Below are 15,279 nucleotides of genomic sequence, written 5' to 3'. Positions count from 1 at the left end.
ACCCTGCGCACGGAAGACGAGGCGGGACTCGCGGCGGCGTTAAGAACGCGAGAGAAATTCTTCGGCGGTAAGAAGAAGAGCCGCCGGATGTTCCACAATGGACTTCCGTCCCGGGGTGACAATCACCTCACCGGGGCGAGCCGCGAAACCCGGCCCGGCGGTGTGCACCCGCCGGGCCGGGCCGCGGGTCAGTCCTCGTCGGGCTTCGCGTGGTCGGGCTTGCCCGGGTTGGGGTCGCGCGACAGATCGATCAGCGGGTGCACTCCAGCCCCCTCCGGCGCGGCATGGCTGCCGCCGGTCTTCTTGTCCCCCGGCTGGTCGACCTTCTCGCTGCCGTCCATGTCGCCTCCTCGTTCGGTTCCCCTGCCGTTCTGCACGGTACCTGCCGGAGAAATCGGTGGACGGACTCCCCAAGATGAGGGACGTGGACTGGAAGATCAGCGAATTCCCGGCCGAACACCCCGACGCGACGGCGATCCTGCGCGAGTACATGGACGAACTGGCGTCGCGGTATCACGGCCGCCCGGCGACGCCCGCCGAGGTGGACGCGGCACTGGCCGACGAACCCAGCGACGGCCTCGTCGCGCCGACCGGAGCGTTCCTGGTGGCTTACCGCGAGGGGAAGCCGGCCGGTTGTGTCGGCGTCCGGATGGTCGAGCCCGGGCTGAGCGCGTTGACGAAGGTGTACGTACGCCCGGAACATCGCGGGCACGGCGGCGGCAAGCTGATCGTCGCGGCGGCTGAAGAGGCGGCCAAGCGGCTGGGCTCGGTCCGGATGCGGCTCGACACCCGGGACGACCTGGTCGAAGCACGCGCGCTGTACGCGTCGATGGGCTACGCGGAGGTCGAGGCGTTCAACGACGACCAGTACGCCGAGCACTGGTTCTCCAAAGACCTCAGCTGAGCCGTCCCGCGCAGCTGGCCACCTCGCCGCCGGAGGCTTTCGCGGACCGCGCCAGCACGCCGTTCACCGAGATCCGGCATTCGACCGCGTCGCTCGACTGGCCCATGAGCTGCACAGTCGGCGCGACGGCGGTCTTCGGCCAGGTCAGGGTCTTGCTCCAGGGCAACGGCACCGACAGCTCCTGGTGCACCAGGCCGAGGCCGTTGTCGTCGTAAACCACGGTGGCGGTGCCGGAGCCGGAGAGTTCGTAGGTGATCTGCCAGCTGGACGGAGCGGGCGCGACCGGCCCGGTGGAGGTCGTCGGGGCCAGGGTGCGGGTCACCGTGCGGTCTGGGGCGCGCCGCGGCACTTCGGTGGTCGGCGCGGTCACGGCGACCGGGGCGGGCGCGGGATCGTCGCCGGTGCCGAGGATCACTACGGTCGCGGCGACGGCGGCCACCGCGATGCCCGCGATCGCGAGCCTGCCGATCAGCTGTCTGTCCATGGTCCTCGTTCTTTCGGCGGGATCCGCCGGTGGTTCCCGGGGACGAGGGGAACCACCGGCGGAGGCGGGGTCAGCCGGGCAGGATCCGGCCGGGGACGCCGTTCAGCGACTGGATCAGGCCCAGCGCCGGGACGCCCAGCGGGGCGAACGTCCAGATGTTGTTCAGGTTCGACGTGTCCGGCTCGTCGACGACGGTGACACCGGGCTGGTCCTGCGTCGCGGCCAGCGCGGGCGCGGCGGCGCCGAGCACGGCGGCTCCGGCGAGCGCGGTGGCGGCGACAGCTCGGATGACGGTCTTTTTCATGGCTTTCTCCTTCTGTGCTCAGGAAACGGCGGTGATGGCGTTGAACACCGGCGCGAGAAGCTGGGCCGGGGCTTGGGTGGTCGGGCCGAGGAGGCTGCCCGCGTCGAGGCCGGGGACGACCCAGACCGACGGCCCGCCGCCGGCCGGTGCGCCGGGGACGCCGGGCAGGCCCGGGGTGGGCAGGTTCGGCACGGAAGGCAGCGAGGGCAGGCCGTCGGTCGGGAGGGACGGGAGGCCGCCGGTCGGCAAGGACGGCAAGCCGCCAGTCGGCAGCGAGGGCAAGCCGCCGGTCGGAAGGGACGGCAGACCGCCCGTCGGCAGCGAAGGCAGGCCAGCGGGCTGACCGGCGGCGGACGTCTCCGGGGTGGCGGCGTTGGCCACTCCCCCGGCGAATCCGGCGAACGCCCCGGCCGCGGCGAGCGGCAGCAGGATCCGGGCGGCAATGCGTTTCATCAGGGTTTTCCTTTCTTCGGGGTTCTTCGGGGAACTGGGCTCAGCGGAGCGCGCCGCTGATCGGGACGATGGTTCCGTCGGGGATCCACTGCCCGGCGTAGTCGCGCGCAGCCTGCATGCCTGGCGCGTGCGGTTCGTTGGGGTACATCGGCATCGCGTTGACCTGCGCGGCCGCGAACAGCTGCACCTCGCCGTTCACCGCTGTCCACTGTGGACCAAGCCAGGTCCGGAAACCGCCTAGCGACGGGCTTTCCCCGCCGAAGCTGTTGCCGACGGCCACCGCGTAGCTCACCGCGAGCTGGTCGCGCGGGTCGAAGCGCAGCGGCATGGCCGCGCTGGCCACGGTGTTCACGATGGGTCCGTTGAGCAGCCACGGCGCGAGGTACAGGCCGAACTGGTGGGTCGGTTTGAGCCGCTGCGATTCGGCGGCGCGGCTCATCGCGAGGTACCCGTCGCTCCAGCCGGAGACGACCACCAGCGCGGTGTCCGCGGCCGCGTCCGGGCGCACCGGCAGACCGACGCGGGCAGCGGTCTCACGAACGAGCTGCGCGGCCTGCACCCCGCGCGGCGACTTGTCCTCGACCAGCGTGATCGCCGACGGCTTTCGCGAGGCGAGGAACTCGACCAGCTTCACCAGCGAACCGCGGTCCTCCGGCGACAACGCCTCTGCCGGACAGCTGGCGAGCACCTCGCGTTTCTGCGCCACCAGACCGCCGAGTGCGGCTTCCGCGCATTCCGGCGCGTCGGCGTCCGGCACCGCCGGGCCCGCTTCGGTACCCGCGTCGACGTCGACCGTGGTGGTCGCGTCGCCCTTGCGGACCACGAGAGTGCTGCGTCCGGCCGGAAGTTCGACCTCAGCCCAACTGCCTTCCGCACCGGGACGCGCCGCCGCAATGGTCACGATTCCGCCCTCGACGCCGGCGGACAGGTCGGTGCCCGCGCTCGAAGGGAAGTGCACGAGATTGCGCCCGGGCCGGTGCGGGCTGACCAGCACCGGCACAGTCGCACCACCGACTGTCGCGTCCGTCAGCACCGGCACACCGGGCACCGGCAGCGGAGCTGGCTGCGGCACCGCGGCAAGCGCACTCCACGCGACGAAACCGAGTGCGACGCCAGCGACGCCGTAACGGTAGCCGCGAAGAGAAGCGTTGCGAGACAACAAGATCGCCGATATGACGGTGACCGCCGCGGGCAGCAGGACCACCACGATCAGCGAGAGGCCGAAGAGCGTTTCGTACAGCCGTCGGTCGAAAGCGACCCCGGAGACGCCGAGTTGCACGACGCCAGCGAGCGTCAGCAGTCCGGCGAGGCTGACCGAAAGCGGACCGACGCGCAACGGCGTCGATCGCCACTCCTCAACCGGCACCCACGCCGAAAGCAGCGTCACGCCGAACCACAGCGCGGCCGCGGCGACGTACACGGTGTCGATGGCGAAGGAGATCCCCGAGCCATCAACGGAGGTTTCCAGCACCACGAGCACGACCAGCGCGAGCGAAGCCCAACGACCCGCTGAGGGCCACCGCAGCAGCACCGGCACCGCCAGCGCGAGCACAACGTGGACGATCAGCGCGACAAGATTGACGTCGACCGTCGCCGCCGACACCGCGGCCAGCACCGCCGAACCGACGCCCAGCACGCCGGTGGTGATCCACAGCTTGCGCGGCAGCGGACCGACGAGCGGGCGCAGAATCCCGGTACCGGCGAGGAAAGCCGTCGCCAGCAGCAGTATCAGCCGCAGCACCAGCGCGGCACTGTCCACACCGGACGATCCGGTGGGGACCGGAGTGACGTGGTGATCCATGGAGACCTTCCGGGGAGAAGATCCCGGCGCGCGGACGGGGCGCCCGCGCGCCGGGGAGGAGTTACTTCACGTTCTGGTCGGCGACCACGAACAGCTCGGAGTGCGGCTTGGCGTTGCCGAAGTCCCCGTGCGGCCACGACTTCCGGTTGAAGTTGAGGCCGACCTGCCCGGTGAACTCGTCGCGGAAGTTCTGATCCACCGCGAGCTTCCCGTCCGGCGACAGGTTCAGCAGGTTGACCTTGTGGTCACCGTCCAAACCGGACCGGGCGACGAAGTAGTTCGACACCGCGATGTGCTGCGGCTGCTCGGTTTCGTGGTAGAGACCGTCCTGGCCGAGTGCGAAGTTGTCGTACGCGCCCCAGTGCGGGCCCGCCCCGGGCACGCCCGGGTTGATCGGCGCGGAGCCCACGACGGTCGGCAGGTCTCCCCCGCCGCCCTGCTGCGCCTTTTCCTTCGTGTCGACGCGGCCCTTGATGTCCTCGACCTTGTCGCCGGCCGCGACCAGCTTCTGGATGTCGAGCACGTACACGCCGCCGGTGGTGCCGGGGTCGTCCGGGCCGAGCACGCCCTTCTGCCTGCCCTGCACCGCGTGGTACAGGAACCGGTCGTCCGGGCTGGTCTGCAGCCAGCCGCCGTTGGAGCTGGCGCCGTTCGAGTCGTTCTGCGAGTAGATCGGCTTGCCCGCGGTGCCGTCGTCGAACACCTCGATCCAGTGCGGGTCCTTCGCCGTGATGTCCGGCGTGTAGAAGATCGCGCCGCCCTGCATGGTTTCGGCGAACGCGCCCTTGTGGCCGGGCTTGTTCGTCACCGTGGTCTCCATGACCGCGCGGCTTTCCGAGTGCAGCGGGTCCGCCGGGTTCGCCCGCGGGCCGTCTTGCAGGTAGGACACCGCCTTCAGCTTCGGGTGATTGCGGTCGGAGATGTCCCAGGTGCGGATCGTCGGACGGCGCAGATACGGCGACGGCTGCTTCACCGGGTCGAGAATGATGTTGCGCGGTTCGGCGTAGTCACTGGTGACGAGGGTGTTGAGATCCTCGCGCGCCTGGACGCCGTGCGGGTTCGCGCAGGACGGTTTGCCCAGCTGCGGCAGGTTGTCGCACAGCTTCGCGTTGTCGCCCTGCGGGGTCGCCGCCGGATTCTGCGACAGCACCTGCGCGTTCTGATCGAAGTGCACCACCTCGCCCGGACTGCCGGCGAAACCGTTGCCGATCTGCGTGGAACCGTCCTGGTACGCGTACGGACCGGGCACGACCGGACCGCCCATGTACGTGCCGTACGCGGTGCCGTCCTTCAACACCCAGTACGCGTCAGGCACGGACCCGCCGAGCGTCTGCGTCGGCAGGCTGATGCCCTTGAGCTTCAACTGGGGCAACGCACTGACGTCGAACGCGTACGTCGCCGCGGCGAACAACGCGCCGGCGTAGATCGTGTCGCCCTTGTGCCACACGTACTGCATGTGGTGCGGCTCGTTCTCGACGAGCGGCCCGACGGTCGCGGTGTTCACCACCTTGCCGTACGTCGGCGAGCCCTGCGTCGCGTCGATCACCGCGAGGAAATCGGGGCCAGGCAAGGCATTCTTGACCTTGCCGAGGCCGCCGCCGAGCGAACCCGGCAGGTTTTTGACGTCCTTCACCGCGGTGTCGGCGATGTTCTCGTCGCCCGCCCAGACCAGCAGCCACTTCTTCGGCGTGCCGTCGGCGGAACGTGCTTGCGCGGCAAGGTCTTTGCTGACCAGGTGGTTCTGCACCCAGTATTGCTTGCCGTCGGACGCGGTTTTGGCGTCGGTGACCACCTGGACGTCGGCGTAAGCGCTGGTGGTTGACCCGGTGTAGGTCACCGCACCGATCGCGAGCGCGACCGCGCCGGCGACGGTCAGCGCTTTCCGCCATCGGGGCGGGGCGCCCGAGGAGGAGCTGAATCGCATTGTGTCTCCCTGTTTGTGTTCCCGTGAAGCGCCCGCGAAGGCACTTCTTTCCCCGTTCCGAGGGCAGCACGAAACCCGCGCGAAACCCACACCGAACAGAGAAAGCGTTCATCCCCTCGGGTCAGAGAAACCCGTTGCGGGGCAAGAGAAATCAGCCAGCCGGAAGCGGCCGGGAGAAAAGGTCAGGAATCCCTACACAGCGCGCTGGCCTGCTGGCGCAGATCCACGTGCAGACGCCACACCAGGGCAACCGGAAAGGACATGCGCGAAATACTCTGGCGAACCGCACGCACTGTCAATGCGGTGATCAATCGTGGGAACGTCGACCGAAGGGGTGAATATCCCACGAACTGGGCCGAGTTGCCCGCCCCTCGCTCCGCGCCGGCCCCGAGCGGCGGCGCTGACCTGCGATGCTCCGTTCGGCCCACAGTATGTTCGGCGATTCGGCGTCCGGGGAGGGACTGTTCGCCCGATATGTTCGTTACCTTTTCGTGACCGATCGCCGGGAACTTTCGCCCCGACCCCGCGATGAATCACCCATGCCGGATTCGCCGACCCTGCGGCGCGAACCTGACAGAAGCGGCATAATCCGCACATCACGTGACGGACCAGGGGAAGGGGTGACCGCCGGTGTCGGCAGAGATGGAACGACTCGTCGCGGAGTTCGACAAGTTCCAGACGAAGCTCAAGCAGGCCGAAGCGCAGTTCGCGAAAGTCGGCGACATGCAGGAGGAGCTGAACGCGCTCGAGGCCGCAGTGAGGTCGCCGGATCGAGCGGTCACCGTCGTCGCGGGCCCGAGCGGATCGATCAAAGACCTCCGGCTCACCCCGGACGCGCTCCGGCAACAGCCCGACCAGCTGGCGACCTCGATCCTGGCGACCCTGCACCAGGCCGTCGCCGAATCCGCTCGCAAGCAGGCCGGGATCGTCGACGAGCACGTGGGCACGGCCTTCGGGTTGAACGTGTCCGATCAGGTCCTGGAAGCTCAGGCAGCTGGTTTGGGAACCACTGTCGAAGAACTGGAGTCCAATCTGCCGGAGGAGCAGCCGCGGCAGGCAGCACCGGCCAGGGACGACGAGGACTTCGCGAACAACGATCTGCTTCGCGACGACAACCGGGCGACTCCGGCGCCTCCGCCGGCGCCGCCCTCGGCTTCGGCGGGCGACCAGTTCCTCAAGAACTTGTTCGACGACGAAGAGGGGCACCGATGAGCCCGACGAACGGCGGCCACAAGGTCGACACCGCCGCGATCACGAAGTACGCCACCGGCCTCGATCACTACACGGGAGAAGCGGCCAAGTTCGGCGACCTCGTGAACCAGGCCGACGTCACCGACCGGTCGTGGGGATTGATCGGGCTGGCGGTCAAGCAGACCTATACGAGCAAGCTCGACGAGCTCAAGCAGTTGCTGGAGCTGATGAAGACCGGGGTCGGCGCGTTCCAGGGCAAGCTCAATCAGGCCGCGAGCATCTACGACGGCCATGAAAAGGACACCGTGATGACCTTCGGCAAGTTCAAGGCCGACATCGACGGACCGCTCTGAGCAAGGGGGAAGCATGGGGCAGGACAGCGTCGCCGACGGCGTCAAGAACAACCTCAAAGGCTACGACGACAGCTTCTTGAAGAATGTCGGCGACACCGTCAAGAAGGCACCGGTCGTCGGCAAGGGCGCCGAAACCATCGAGAACGCCTACAAGAAGTTCGGCTCCGCGAAGGACGTCGGCGATGTCGCCGCGGCGAGCGGGCAGTTGTTGCAGGACGGCGCGGGCTTCGTGGCAGGCGCGACCTTGGACATGGCCAGCTTCGCGCTCGACCCGGTGGGCTGGCTGGTCAGCAACGGCCTCAACATGCTCCTCGAGCTGATTCAGCCTCTCCAGGACGGGCTGCACATGGTGACCGGGGACGGCCCCGCGCTCAAGACGGCCTCCGGCAACTTCGTCACGATCGGCAAGGGCTTCGTCACCCTGGCCGAGGAGTTCGTCCAGGTCGGGGACGAAGCGCTCAAGGATTGGGAAGGCGAGGGAGGCGGGGCGGCCAAGAAAGCGCTGGCCGAGTTCGCACAGGGCATCGAGGGCATCGGCTCCGCTGCCGGCGCGGTCGCCGACACGCTGCAGATGTGGTCGATGGTCATGACCGTCATCGAAGAGGTCATCAAGGCCATCATTTCGGAGCTGGTCAGCTGGCTCATCTACATCTGGCTGCCGGCACTGGCCGCTTCGATCGTGAGCCTCGGCTCGTCGGTCGCGGGGGCGATGGCGGCATCAGTCGCGAAGGCGGCGAGCGCACTCGGCAAAATCACCAAGCATCTTGGCAGGCTCGGCAAGCTGCTCGACAAGTTCATGGGCTTCCTGATGAAGTGGAGCGACGATCTGGTCAAGCAGGGTTCGAAGCTCACGAAGGCGGGCAAGGTCGGCATGACTCCCGGCGAGGAGAAGGCGATCACCGGCGCACTGGCCAAGGGCCTGAACGCACAGGGTGCCGCCTACGGGCAGGCGGCGAAAGACGTGTTCACGAGCGTGCCGCGCAAGCTCTTCGACGAAACCGTCAAGGAGACGACCGGGATCACCCCCGGCGACCTGTCGAAGGGCTCGGCGTACACCGGCAAGGCCGCCTACAAGGGGGCGAACAAGACGATCGACAATCTCAAGCGCGAGCATCCCGGGAACGGCCAAAGCTCCGAAGAAACCCGCGAAGATCTCGACATGGGCCAGTAAGCGGATGGCGGATCTGCTCGGTCCCTGGCTCATCGTCGGTGGTTACGCGCTCTCCTTCGGCCTGCTGTGGCTCGCGAACTGGCTCGAGGCACGCCGTTCGGCCAGTGCCGCGGTCTGTTATGCGCTCTCCGGGATCGCGTTTTCGCTGACGAGCCTCTACTGGCTGTCAGCCGGCACGGCCAGTTCGGTCCCGCTGTTCGGATGGATCGCCTTCCCGCTCGTCGTCACCGCGTTGATCTCGTGGCGGGGCTGGCATCAACGAAGCTGGATCAAACGTCTCGATTCGGCTGGGGAACCGACCTTTGGTTTCCTGCCGCACAGCGGCCGCGCGGTGGCACTCGACCATCCCGATCCCTGGCCTCGGCGAACCACTGTCGAGTTCACGCACCAAGGCCACCGGCTGCTCGGCATGGAGTACTCGACCCAATCGCCTATCCGGAACGAGACGTTCGAACAACTCGGAAGAGTGTCCGAAGAGCTCGATTCGATCAACGCGGTCGTCGAACTGCGCGTTCCTGAGGTGCCCGCTCTCACGATCTCGCCGAACACGCAGGCGTTCGAGCCGGACTTCTTCACCCCGCTGGAGGACGCCCGGATCGTCCGCAACCAGTTCGGCTGGCTACGGCCGGATACGACACTGCACAGTTTCGAGGTCGACCCCGAGTTCGACCGCCGGTTCTCCGTCTATACGTCGGACCCGGAGTTCGCGGCAGCGGTGCTCACCGGCGAATGCCGCGAAATGATCATGAATGACCTGTGGTTCCGCGTCCACCAAGTGGCGTTCTACGGAACGGCTTTATGGACCACGGACACCGGCGGCCTCACCGAGGACCGGATGTTCGGCAACTCCCGCCGCCTCGCGATGCTGGCGGCCGCCGTTTCGGCGCCGGTGTGGGAAGTATGGGGTGGGGACCGGGACTTTCACGACGTCGTCACCCAGTCCGACACGAGTTACGACGCCTGGTTCGGCAAGCGCGGCGGCTTCATCCGCACGCCGGTGAACCGCCGCCGCGAAGCCGCCGACCGGCAGCCGGTGACGTCGATCTCGCTGACCATGCGGTCGTTGCTCGCGCTCGGTCTGCTGGCCATCGGAATCGGTCCTGCGGTCAACGCATCAGCAGCGATGACCGGGCTGGCCTCCCACGCCCAGCTCACGGTCACCACGATGAGCGAGGGCGGCACCCAGCATTGCTTCAGCGCCGCCGGCAATTACCGCTGCATCACCGACCAGCCCAGCGTGCGGGGGACGGTCAGCCAGGACGGCGCCACTCGGCAGATCACCGTCGGATGGGTCGGTGAACTGCCCAGGAGGGGCGACACAGTCGAGGTCTCGTTGGGACCGTTGTGGGGAGACATCGCCTACCAGGCTGACTGGCCGTCGTCCGCCTCGATCGATTTGCTGATGGCCTTGGTCTGGCTCATTCCGGGCCTGTACCTCGCAAAGCGCACGTACCTGCCCCGCCCGCCCCGGCGGGTCCGCAAGATGCGCAAGACTCTCGCAACTGTTTAGCCACCAACGCGAAAGCCCTCGCCGGGAGTCCCGACGGGGGCTTCTCGCTCAGCTACGCGAGGTTAAGCAGAAGTCGCGACCGAAGTCGTAGTCGTCCAGCGGAACCGCGGCAGCGATGCCCGAACCGAACACGTCCGGGATGCAATGGTCTCCCGGAACGAGGCCGCCGACAGCCACGATTCCGTGGTCAGCGACGTCTCCGTGCTAACGAGGCTGGCTCCGCAGGTGCAAGCAACGGCTACCCGGGTCAGCGAGGGCGGTACCCGGCATTGCGTGACCACCAGCGGCGACCTGTCCCGCACTGAGGATCAAGCCAAGATCGAGGGTACCTACGAGCAGGACGGCAGCACCCGCGAGATCACCGCTGACTGGAACAAGAGCGAGCTTCCCGCCCCAGGTGAAGAAGCGGCGCGAAGCCCTCGCCAAGGTCTGGCCTCAGAGCCGGTGTCCGCAATCCGCGCAGAACACCGCACCCGCCTTGGATTCCTTCCCGCACTCTCCACAATGGACCGTCGGGGCCAGTGAGCTTCCGCATCCGGTGCAGAACTTGCCGCCGTCCACCTTCAGGCCGCAGTCCGGGCAGGTGAGTTTCGCGCGGGTGCCCAGATCCAGGTCCTTGGTCCAGTTCTTCTCGCGCGCCTTTTCCCAGATCTGGTCCCGCTGCGCCGCCGCCTGGGCGCGCGAGATCTCCTCCGCCACGATCGGCGAACAACGCAGGCACTGGCCGATTTCCTCGTTCCAGCACTGATCCGCGCACATCCAGTCGCTGCAGCCTCGGCACTGGCGGAAGCGCGGCGTGATCTCCTCGACCGCCGCGGTCAGCGCGCGGTCCTTCGCCGGCGAGTTCGTCGCGCGGTCGTATTTCCACTGGTCCGCGGAGCTGCTCAGCTGCTGCAGCGTCCCGCCGAAGAACGAGCCCACCGCGCGCAGCATGCTGCGCCCGGTCTCCATCGTGTCCCGCTGGAACGCGGAGCGGTACCCGTTTCCGCAGCGCTCGCAGTGGAACTCGAACTGGTAGCCCTGGGCATTGGAGAGATCCGAGAAGTTGTCCGTGAACGGCACGACATCAGCCACGCGCGCGAATTTAAGGCAGCCGGAGGAAACCCACGACCGTACAAGTACCGTCTCCGGACCCGCTACGCAGCGCGACGAAAAAGCCCCCGGTCACGAGGACCGGGGGCTTTTCGTTCAGCTACGCGAGGTTCAGCGGAAGTCGCGACCGAAGTCGTAGTCGTCCAGCGGAACCGCGGCGCCGGTGCCCGAACCGAACACGTCCGGGGTGTAGTAACCGTCGTCGTAGGACGGGATCGCGTACGCCGCGACCCGCGCCTCTTCGGTCGGCTGCACCTGGATGTTCCGGTACTTGTTGATGCCCGTACCGGCCGGGATGAGCTTACCGATGATGACGTTCTCCTTGAGGCCGACGAGCTTGTCCGAGCGGCCGTTGATGGCCGCGTCGGTCAGGACTCGCGTGGTCTCCTGGAACGAGGCCGCCGACAGCCACGAGTCCGTGGTCAGCGACGCCTTCGTGATGCCCATCAGCACCGGACGTCCCGAAGCCGGCTCGCCGCCCTCGGCGACCGCGGCCCGGTTCGTCGCCTCGAACTTCGTCCGCTCGGGCAGCTCGCCCGGCAGGAAGTCCGTGGCGCCGGAGTCGATGATCGTCACGCGGCGCAGCATCTGCCGCACGATGACCTCGATGTGCTTGTCGTGGATCGACACACCCTGCGCCCGGTACACCTTCTGGACCTCGTCCGTGAGGTGCATCTGCGCTTCGCGCGGGCCCATGACGCGCAGGACCTCGTGCGGGTCCGGCGTGCCCTCGAGCAGCTGCTGGCCGACGTTGACGTGGTCGCCGTCGCCCAGCGGGCCGTTCGGGGTGTTCGCGAGCCGCTGCCGCTTGGACAGCTTGTCGAAGACGATCTCCTCCGACCCGTCGTCCGGGATCAGGGTGATCTTCCAGAACCGCTCGCTCTCCTCGATCCGCACGCGGCCGTCGACGTCCGCGATCGGAGCCTTGCCCTTCGGCACGCGAGCCTCGAAAAGCTCGGTGACACGGGGCAGACCGGTCGTGATGTCGTCACCGGCGACACCGCCCTGGTGGAAGGTACGCATCGTCAGCTGCGTGCCCGGCTCACCGATCGACTGGGCGGCGACAATGCCGACCGCCTCGCCGACGTCGACGAGCTCGCCCGTCGCCATCGAACGGCCGTAGCAGGTCGCGCACACACCGACGGCCGACTCGCAGGTCAGCACCGAGCGGACCTTCACCTTGGTGATGCCGCTGGAGATGAGCTTGTCCAGCGCCGGGTCGCCGATGTCGTCGCCCGCGTTCAGCACGACGTTGCCCTTGGCGTCCACCGCGTCCGTCGCGAGGTTCCGCGCGTACACCGAGGTCTCGACGTGCTGGTCGCGCACGACCTTGCCGTCGCCGAGGTCCTCGCCGATCGGCATCATGATGCCGCGCGTGGTGCCGCAGTCGACCTCGCGGACGATGACGTCCTGCGAGACGTCCACCAGACGACGGGTCAGGTAACCCGAGTCGGCGGTACGCAGCGCCGTGTCCGCCAGACCCTTCCGGGCGCCGTGCGTGGCGATGAAGTACTCCGCCACCGACAGGCCTTCACGGAAGTTCGCCTTGATCGGGCGCGGGATGTACTCGCCCTTCGGGTTCGACACCAGACCACGCATGCCGGCCAGCGAACGGACCTGCGTCATGTTTCCGGCGGCGCCCGACTTCACGATCATGGCGATCGGGTTGTCGTCCGGCAGCGCCGTCTCCATGATCTTGTGGACCTCTTCGGTCGCCTGCGTCCACACCTTGACGAGCTCGTTGTTGCGCTCGGCGTGGGACAGCTGACCGCGCTGGTAGCGCTTCTCGACCTGGTCGGCCTTGCCCTCGTACTCGTCGAGAATGGCCTTCTTGCCGACCGGGGTCAGCACGTCCGAGATCGCGACCGTGACGCCCGAGCGGGTCGCCCAGTAGAAACCGGCGTCCTTGAGCTTGTCCAGCGTCTGCGCGACCTGCGTCATCGAGTACCGCTCGGCGAGGTCGTTCACGATGGCCGCCTGCCGCTTCTTCGGCATCGGCTCGTTGATGAACGGGTAGTCCGCCGGCAGCAGGTCGTTGAACAGCACGCGGCCCAGCGTCGTCTCGGCCAGCCACGCCTTGCCCGGCTCCCAGCCCGCCTCCGCGAGACGCGCCTCGTCGGCCTTCGCCGGCTGCCGGTCGGTGACGCGGATCTTGACCGGGGCGTGCAGGCTCAGCGCCTTGCGGTCGAACGCCATGATCGCCTCGGCGGGCGAGGAGTACGCGTTGCCCGCGCCCTCGGCGTTCTCGTTCAGCCGGGTCAGGTGGAACAGACCGGTGACCATGTCAAGCCGCGGCATGGCGAGCGGACGGCCCGAGGCCGGCGACAGGATGTTGTTCGCCGACAGCATCAGGATCCGGGCCTCGGCCTGCGCCTCGGCCGACAGCGGCAGGTGCACCGCCATCTGGTCGCCGTCGAAGTCCGCGTTGAACGCTTCGCAGACCAGCGGGTGCAGCTGGATGGCCTTGCCCTCGACCAGTTGCGGTTCGAAGGCCTGGATGCCCAGCCGGTGCAGGGTCGGCGCACGGTTCAGCATCACCGGGTGGCCGGTGATGACCTCTTCGAGCACGTCCCACACCTGCGGCCGCGAGCGCTCCACCATCCGCTTGGCGGACTTGATGTTCTGCGCGTGGTTCAGGTCGACCAGCCGCTTCATGACGAACGGCTTGAACAGCTCGAGCGCCATGTCCTTCGGCAGACCGCACTGGTGCAGCTTCAGCTGCGGGCCGACGATGATGACCGAACGGCCCGAGTAGTCAACACGCTTGCCCAGCAGGTTCTGGCGGAACCGGCCCTGCTTGCCCTTGAGCAAGTCGGACAGCGACTTCAGCGGCCGGTTGCCCGGGCCGGTGACCGGACGCCCGCGGCGGCCGTTGTCGAACAGCGCGTCGACGGCCTCCTGCAGCATCCGCTTCTCGTTGTTGACGATGATCTCGGGCGCGCCGAGGTCGATCAGCCGCTTCAACCGGTTGTTGCGGTTGATCACGCGGCGGTACAGGTCGTTCAGGTCCGACGTGGCGAAGCGGCCACCGTCGAGCTGCACCATCGGGCGCAGGTCCGGCGGGATGACCGGGACGGCGTCGAGCACCATGCCGCGCGGGTCGTTGCCGGTCGCCTGGAACGCGGCGACGACCTTGAGCCGCTTCAGCGCGCGGAGCTTCTTCTGCCCCTTGCCGTTGCGGATGGTGTCGCGCAGGCTGTCGGCCTCCGCGGCGACGTCGAACTCGGTCGCCAGCTTCTGGATCGCCTCGGCGCCCATGCCGCCGGTGAAGTACTCGCCGTACCGGTCGATCAGCTCGCGGTAGAGCAGCTCGTCGGCGATCAGCTGACGCGGCTCGAGCTTCGTGAAGGTCGTCCAGACCTCCTCGAGGCGGTCCAGCTCGCGGCCGGCGCGGTCGCGCAGCTGGCGCATCTCGCGCTCGCCGCCCTCCTTGACCTTGCGGCGCACGTCGGACTTCGCGCCCTCCGCCTCCAGCTCGGCCAGGTCGGCTTCCAGCTTCTGCGCGCGGGCCTCGATGTCGGAGTCGCGCTTCGTCTCGAGGTTCTTGCGCTCGACGCCGATCTCGTTCTCGAGGGTCGGCAGGTCGTTGTGCCGCAGCTCGGTGTTCACGCCGGTGATGACGTAAGCCGCGAAGTAGATGATCTTCTCGAGGTCCTTGGGCGCCAGGTCCAGCAGGTAGCCCAAGCGCGACGGAACGCCCTTGAAGTACCAGATGTGGGTGACCGGCGCGGCCAGCTCGATGTGGCCCATCCGCTCACGGCGCACCTTGGCGCGAGTGACCTCGACGCCGCAGCGCTCGCAGATGATGCCCTTGAACCGGACGCGCTTGTACTTGCCGCAGTAGCACTCCCAGTCCCGGGTCGGACCGAAGATCTTCTCGCAGAAGAGCCCGTCCTTCTCCGGCTTGAGGGTCCGGTAGTTGATGGTCTCCGGCTTCTTGACCTCGCCGAAGGACCACTGACGGATGTCGTCGGCGGTGGCGAGGCCAATCCGGAGCTCATCGAAAAAGTTGACGTCCAGCACGTCTAGATCCCCTTGGGGTTGATTCGGCTAGAGGAGGGGTCGGCGGTGGAGCCGGGATCCGCGGGAGGC

General features: G+C 67.8%; 13 protein-coding genes. 5 read left to right on the top strand and 8 right to left on the bottom strand.

The genetic code is table 11. The features are described 5' to 3' along the window. Positions 1-188: 188 nt before the first annotated feature. Positions 189-341: a hypothetical protein gene (locus tag ABD156_RS10790; protein ID WP_344270092.1), complete on the bottom strand. Its 153-nt coding sequence runs from the start codon at positions 339-341 to the stop codon at positions 189-191. Between the two features lie 74 nt (positions 342-415). Between ABD156_RS10790 and ABD156_RS10785 the strand changes: the two genes are divergently transcribed. Beyond that, positions 416-904: a GNAT family N-acetyltransferase gene (locus tag ABD156_RS10785; RefSeq protein WP_350564310.1), complete on the top strand. Its 489-nt coding sequence runs from the start codon at positions 416-418 to the stop codon at positions 902-904. Here the strand turns inward: ABD156_RS10785 and ABD156_RS10780 are convergent. The 5 genes from ABD156_RS10780 to ABD156_RS10760 form a co-directional block, all read right to left on the bottom strand. Continuing rightward, on the bottom strand, positions 897-1,388 hold the full coding sequence (locus tag ABD156_RS10780; protein WP_344270087.1) for an MmpS family transport accessory protein: 492 nt from the start codon (positions 1,386-1,388) through the stop codon (positions 897-899). The two genes, ABD156_RS10785 and ABD156_RS10780, sit on opposite strands and share 8 nt — an antisense overlap. A gap of 70 nt (positions 1,389-1,458) precedes the next feature. After that, positions 1,459-1,692, bottom strand: a complete 234-nt coding sequence (locus tag ABD156_RS10775) for a hypothetical protein (protein WP_344270084.1) — start codon at positions 1,690-1,692, stop codon at positions 1,459-1,461. Positions 1,693-1,710: 18 nt separating this feature from the next. Beyond that, positions 1,711-2,145: a hypothetical protein gene (locus ABD156_RS10770; RefSeq protein ID WP_344270081.1), complete on the bottom strand. Its 435-nt coding sequence runs from the start codon at positions 2,143-2,145 to the stop codon at positions 1,711-1,713. A gap of 40 nt (positions 2,146-2,185) precedes the next feature. After that, positions 2,186-3,946, bottom strand: coding sequence for a hypothetical protein (locus tag ABD156_RS10765; protein WP_344270078.1), 1,761 nt, complete (start codon positions 3,944-3,946; stop codon positions 2,186-2,188). A 61-nt stretch (positions 3,947-4,007) separates the two neighbouring features. After that, a complete protein-coding gene (locus ABD156_RS10760) occupies positions 4,008-5,870 on the bottom strand; it encodes a hypothetical protein (protein ID WP_344270075.1) in 1,863 nt (620 codons plus the stop codon). A 630-nt stretch (positions 5,871-6,500) separates the two neighbouring features. Here ABD156_RS10760 and ABD156_RS10755 point away from each other — a divergent pair. The 4 genes from ABD156_RS10755 to ABD156_RS10740 are packed head-to-tail and all read left to right on the top strand — an operon-like array spanning position 6,501 to position 10,095. Beyond that, positions 6,501-7,082 carry a YbaB/EbfC family nucleoid-associated protein gene (locus tag ABD156_RS10755; RefSeq protein WP_344270072.1) on the top strand — a complete coding sequence of 194 codons (582 nt, stop codon included), beginning with the start codon at positions 6,501-6,503 and terminating at the stop codon, positions 7,080-7,082. Then, positions 7,079-7,414: a type VII secretion target gene (locus ABD156_RS10750; RefSeq protein ID WP_344270069.1), complete on the top strand. Its 336-nt coding sequence runs from the start codon at positions 7,079-7,081 to the stop codon at positions 7,412-7,414. The genes ABD156_RS10755 and ABD156_RS10750 overlap by 4 nt, the downstream gene beginning before the upstream one ends. Positions 7,415-7,427: 13 nt before the next feature. Further along, positions 7,428-8,585 (top strand): hypothetical protein, encoded by a 1,158-nt coding sequence (locus ABD156_RS10745; protein WP_344270067.1) that lies wholly within the window; start codon positions 7,428-7,430, stop codon positions 8,583-8,585. A 4-nt stretch (positions 8,586-8,589) separates the two neighbouring features. Then, positions 8,590-10,095 (top strand): hypothetical protein, encoded by a 1,506-nt coding sequence (locus tag ABD156_RS10740; protein ID WP_344270064.1) that lies wholly within the window; start codon positions 8,590-8,592, stop codon positions 10,093-10,095. 435 nt (positions 10,096-10,530) lie between these two features. Here ABD156_RS10740 and ABD156_RS10735 read toward each other — a convergent pair whose 3' ends face one another. Together ABD156_RS10735 and ABD156_RS10730 are read right to left on the bottom strand one after the other, a co-directional pair. After that, positions 10,531-11,169, bottom strand: a complete 639-nt coding sequence (locus ABD156_RS10735; protein ID WP_344270061.1) for a double zinc ribbon domain-containing protein — start codon at positions 11,167-11,169, stop codon at positions 10,531-10,533. A 129-nt stretch (positions 11,170-11,298) separates the two neighbouring features. After that, a complete protein-coding gene (locus ABD156_RS10730; protein WP_344270058.1) occupies positions 11,299-15,210 on the bottom strand; it encodes a DNA-directed RNA polymerase subunit beta' in 3,912 nt (1,303 codons plus the stop codon). Positions 15,211-15,279: the final 69 nt, after the last annotated feature.

Source organism: Amycolatopsis albidoflavus (assembly GCF_039525725.1).
Classification (GTDB): domain Bacteria; phylum Actinomycetota; class Actinomycetes; order Mycobacteriales; family Pseudonocardiaceae; genus Amycolatopsis; species Amycolatopsis albidoflava.
This window is presented reverse-complemented; position numbering and strand designations above follow the sequence as displayed.

Coding starts and splice junctions, on each gene's coding strand:
- ABD156_RS10790 (WP_344270092.1), bottom strand. CDS start 341: ATGGACGGCAGCGAGAAGGTCGACCAGCCGGGGGACAAGAAGACCGGC.
- ABD156_RS10785 (WP_350564310.1), top strand. CDS start 416: ATGAGGGACGTGGACTGGAAGATCAGCGAATTCCCGGCCGAACACCCC.
- ABD156_RS10780 (WP_344270087.1), bottom strand. CDS start 1,388: ATGGACAGACAGCTGATCGGCAGGCTCGCGATCGCGGGCATCGCGGTG.
- ABD156_RS10775 (WP_344270084.1), bottom strand. CDS start 1,692: ATGAAAAAGACCGTCATCCGAGCTGTCGCCGCCACCGCGCTCGCCGGA.
- ABD156_RS10770 (WP_344270081.1), bottom strand. CDS start 2,145: ATGAAACGCATTGCCGCCCGGATCCTGCTGCCGCTCGCCGCGGCCGGG.
- ABD156_RS10765 (WP_344270078.1), bottom strand. CDS start 3,946: ATGGATCACCACGTCACTCCGGTCCCCACCGGATCGTCCGGTGTGGAC.
- ABD156_RS10760 (WP_344270075.1), bottom strand. CDS start 5,870: ATGCGATTCAGCTCCTCCTCGGGCGCCCCGCCCCGATGGCGGAAAGCG.
- ABD156_RS10750 (WP_344270069.1), top strand. CDS start 7,079: ATGAGCCCGACGAACGGCGGCCACAAGGTCGACACCGCCGCGATCACG.
- ABD156_RS10745 (WP_344270067.1), top strand. CDS start 7,428: ATGGGGCAGGACAGCGTCGCCGACGGCGTCAAGAACAACCTCAAAGGC.
- ABD156_RS10740 (WP_344270064.1), top strand. CDS start 8,590: ATGGCGGATCTGCTCGGTCCCTGGCTCATCGTCGGTGGTTACGCGCTC.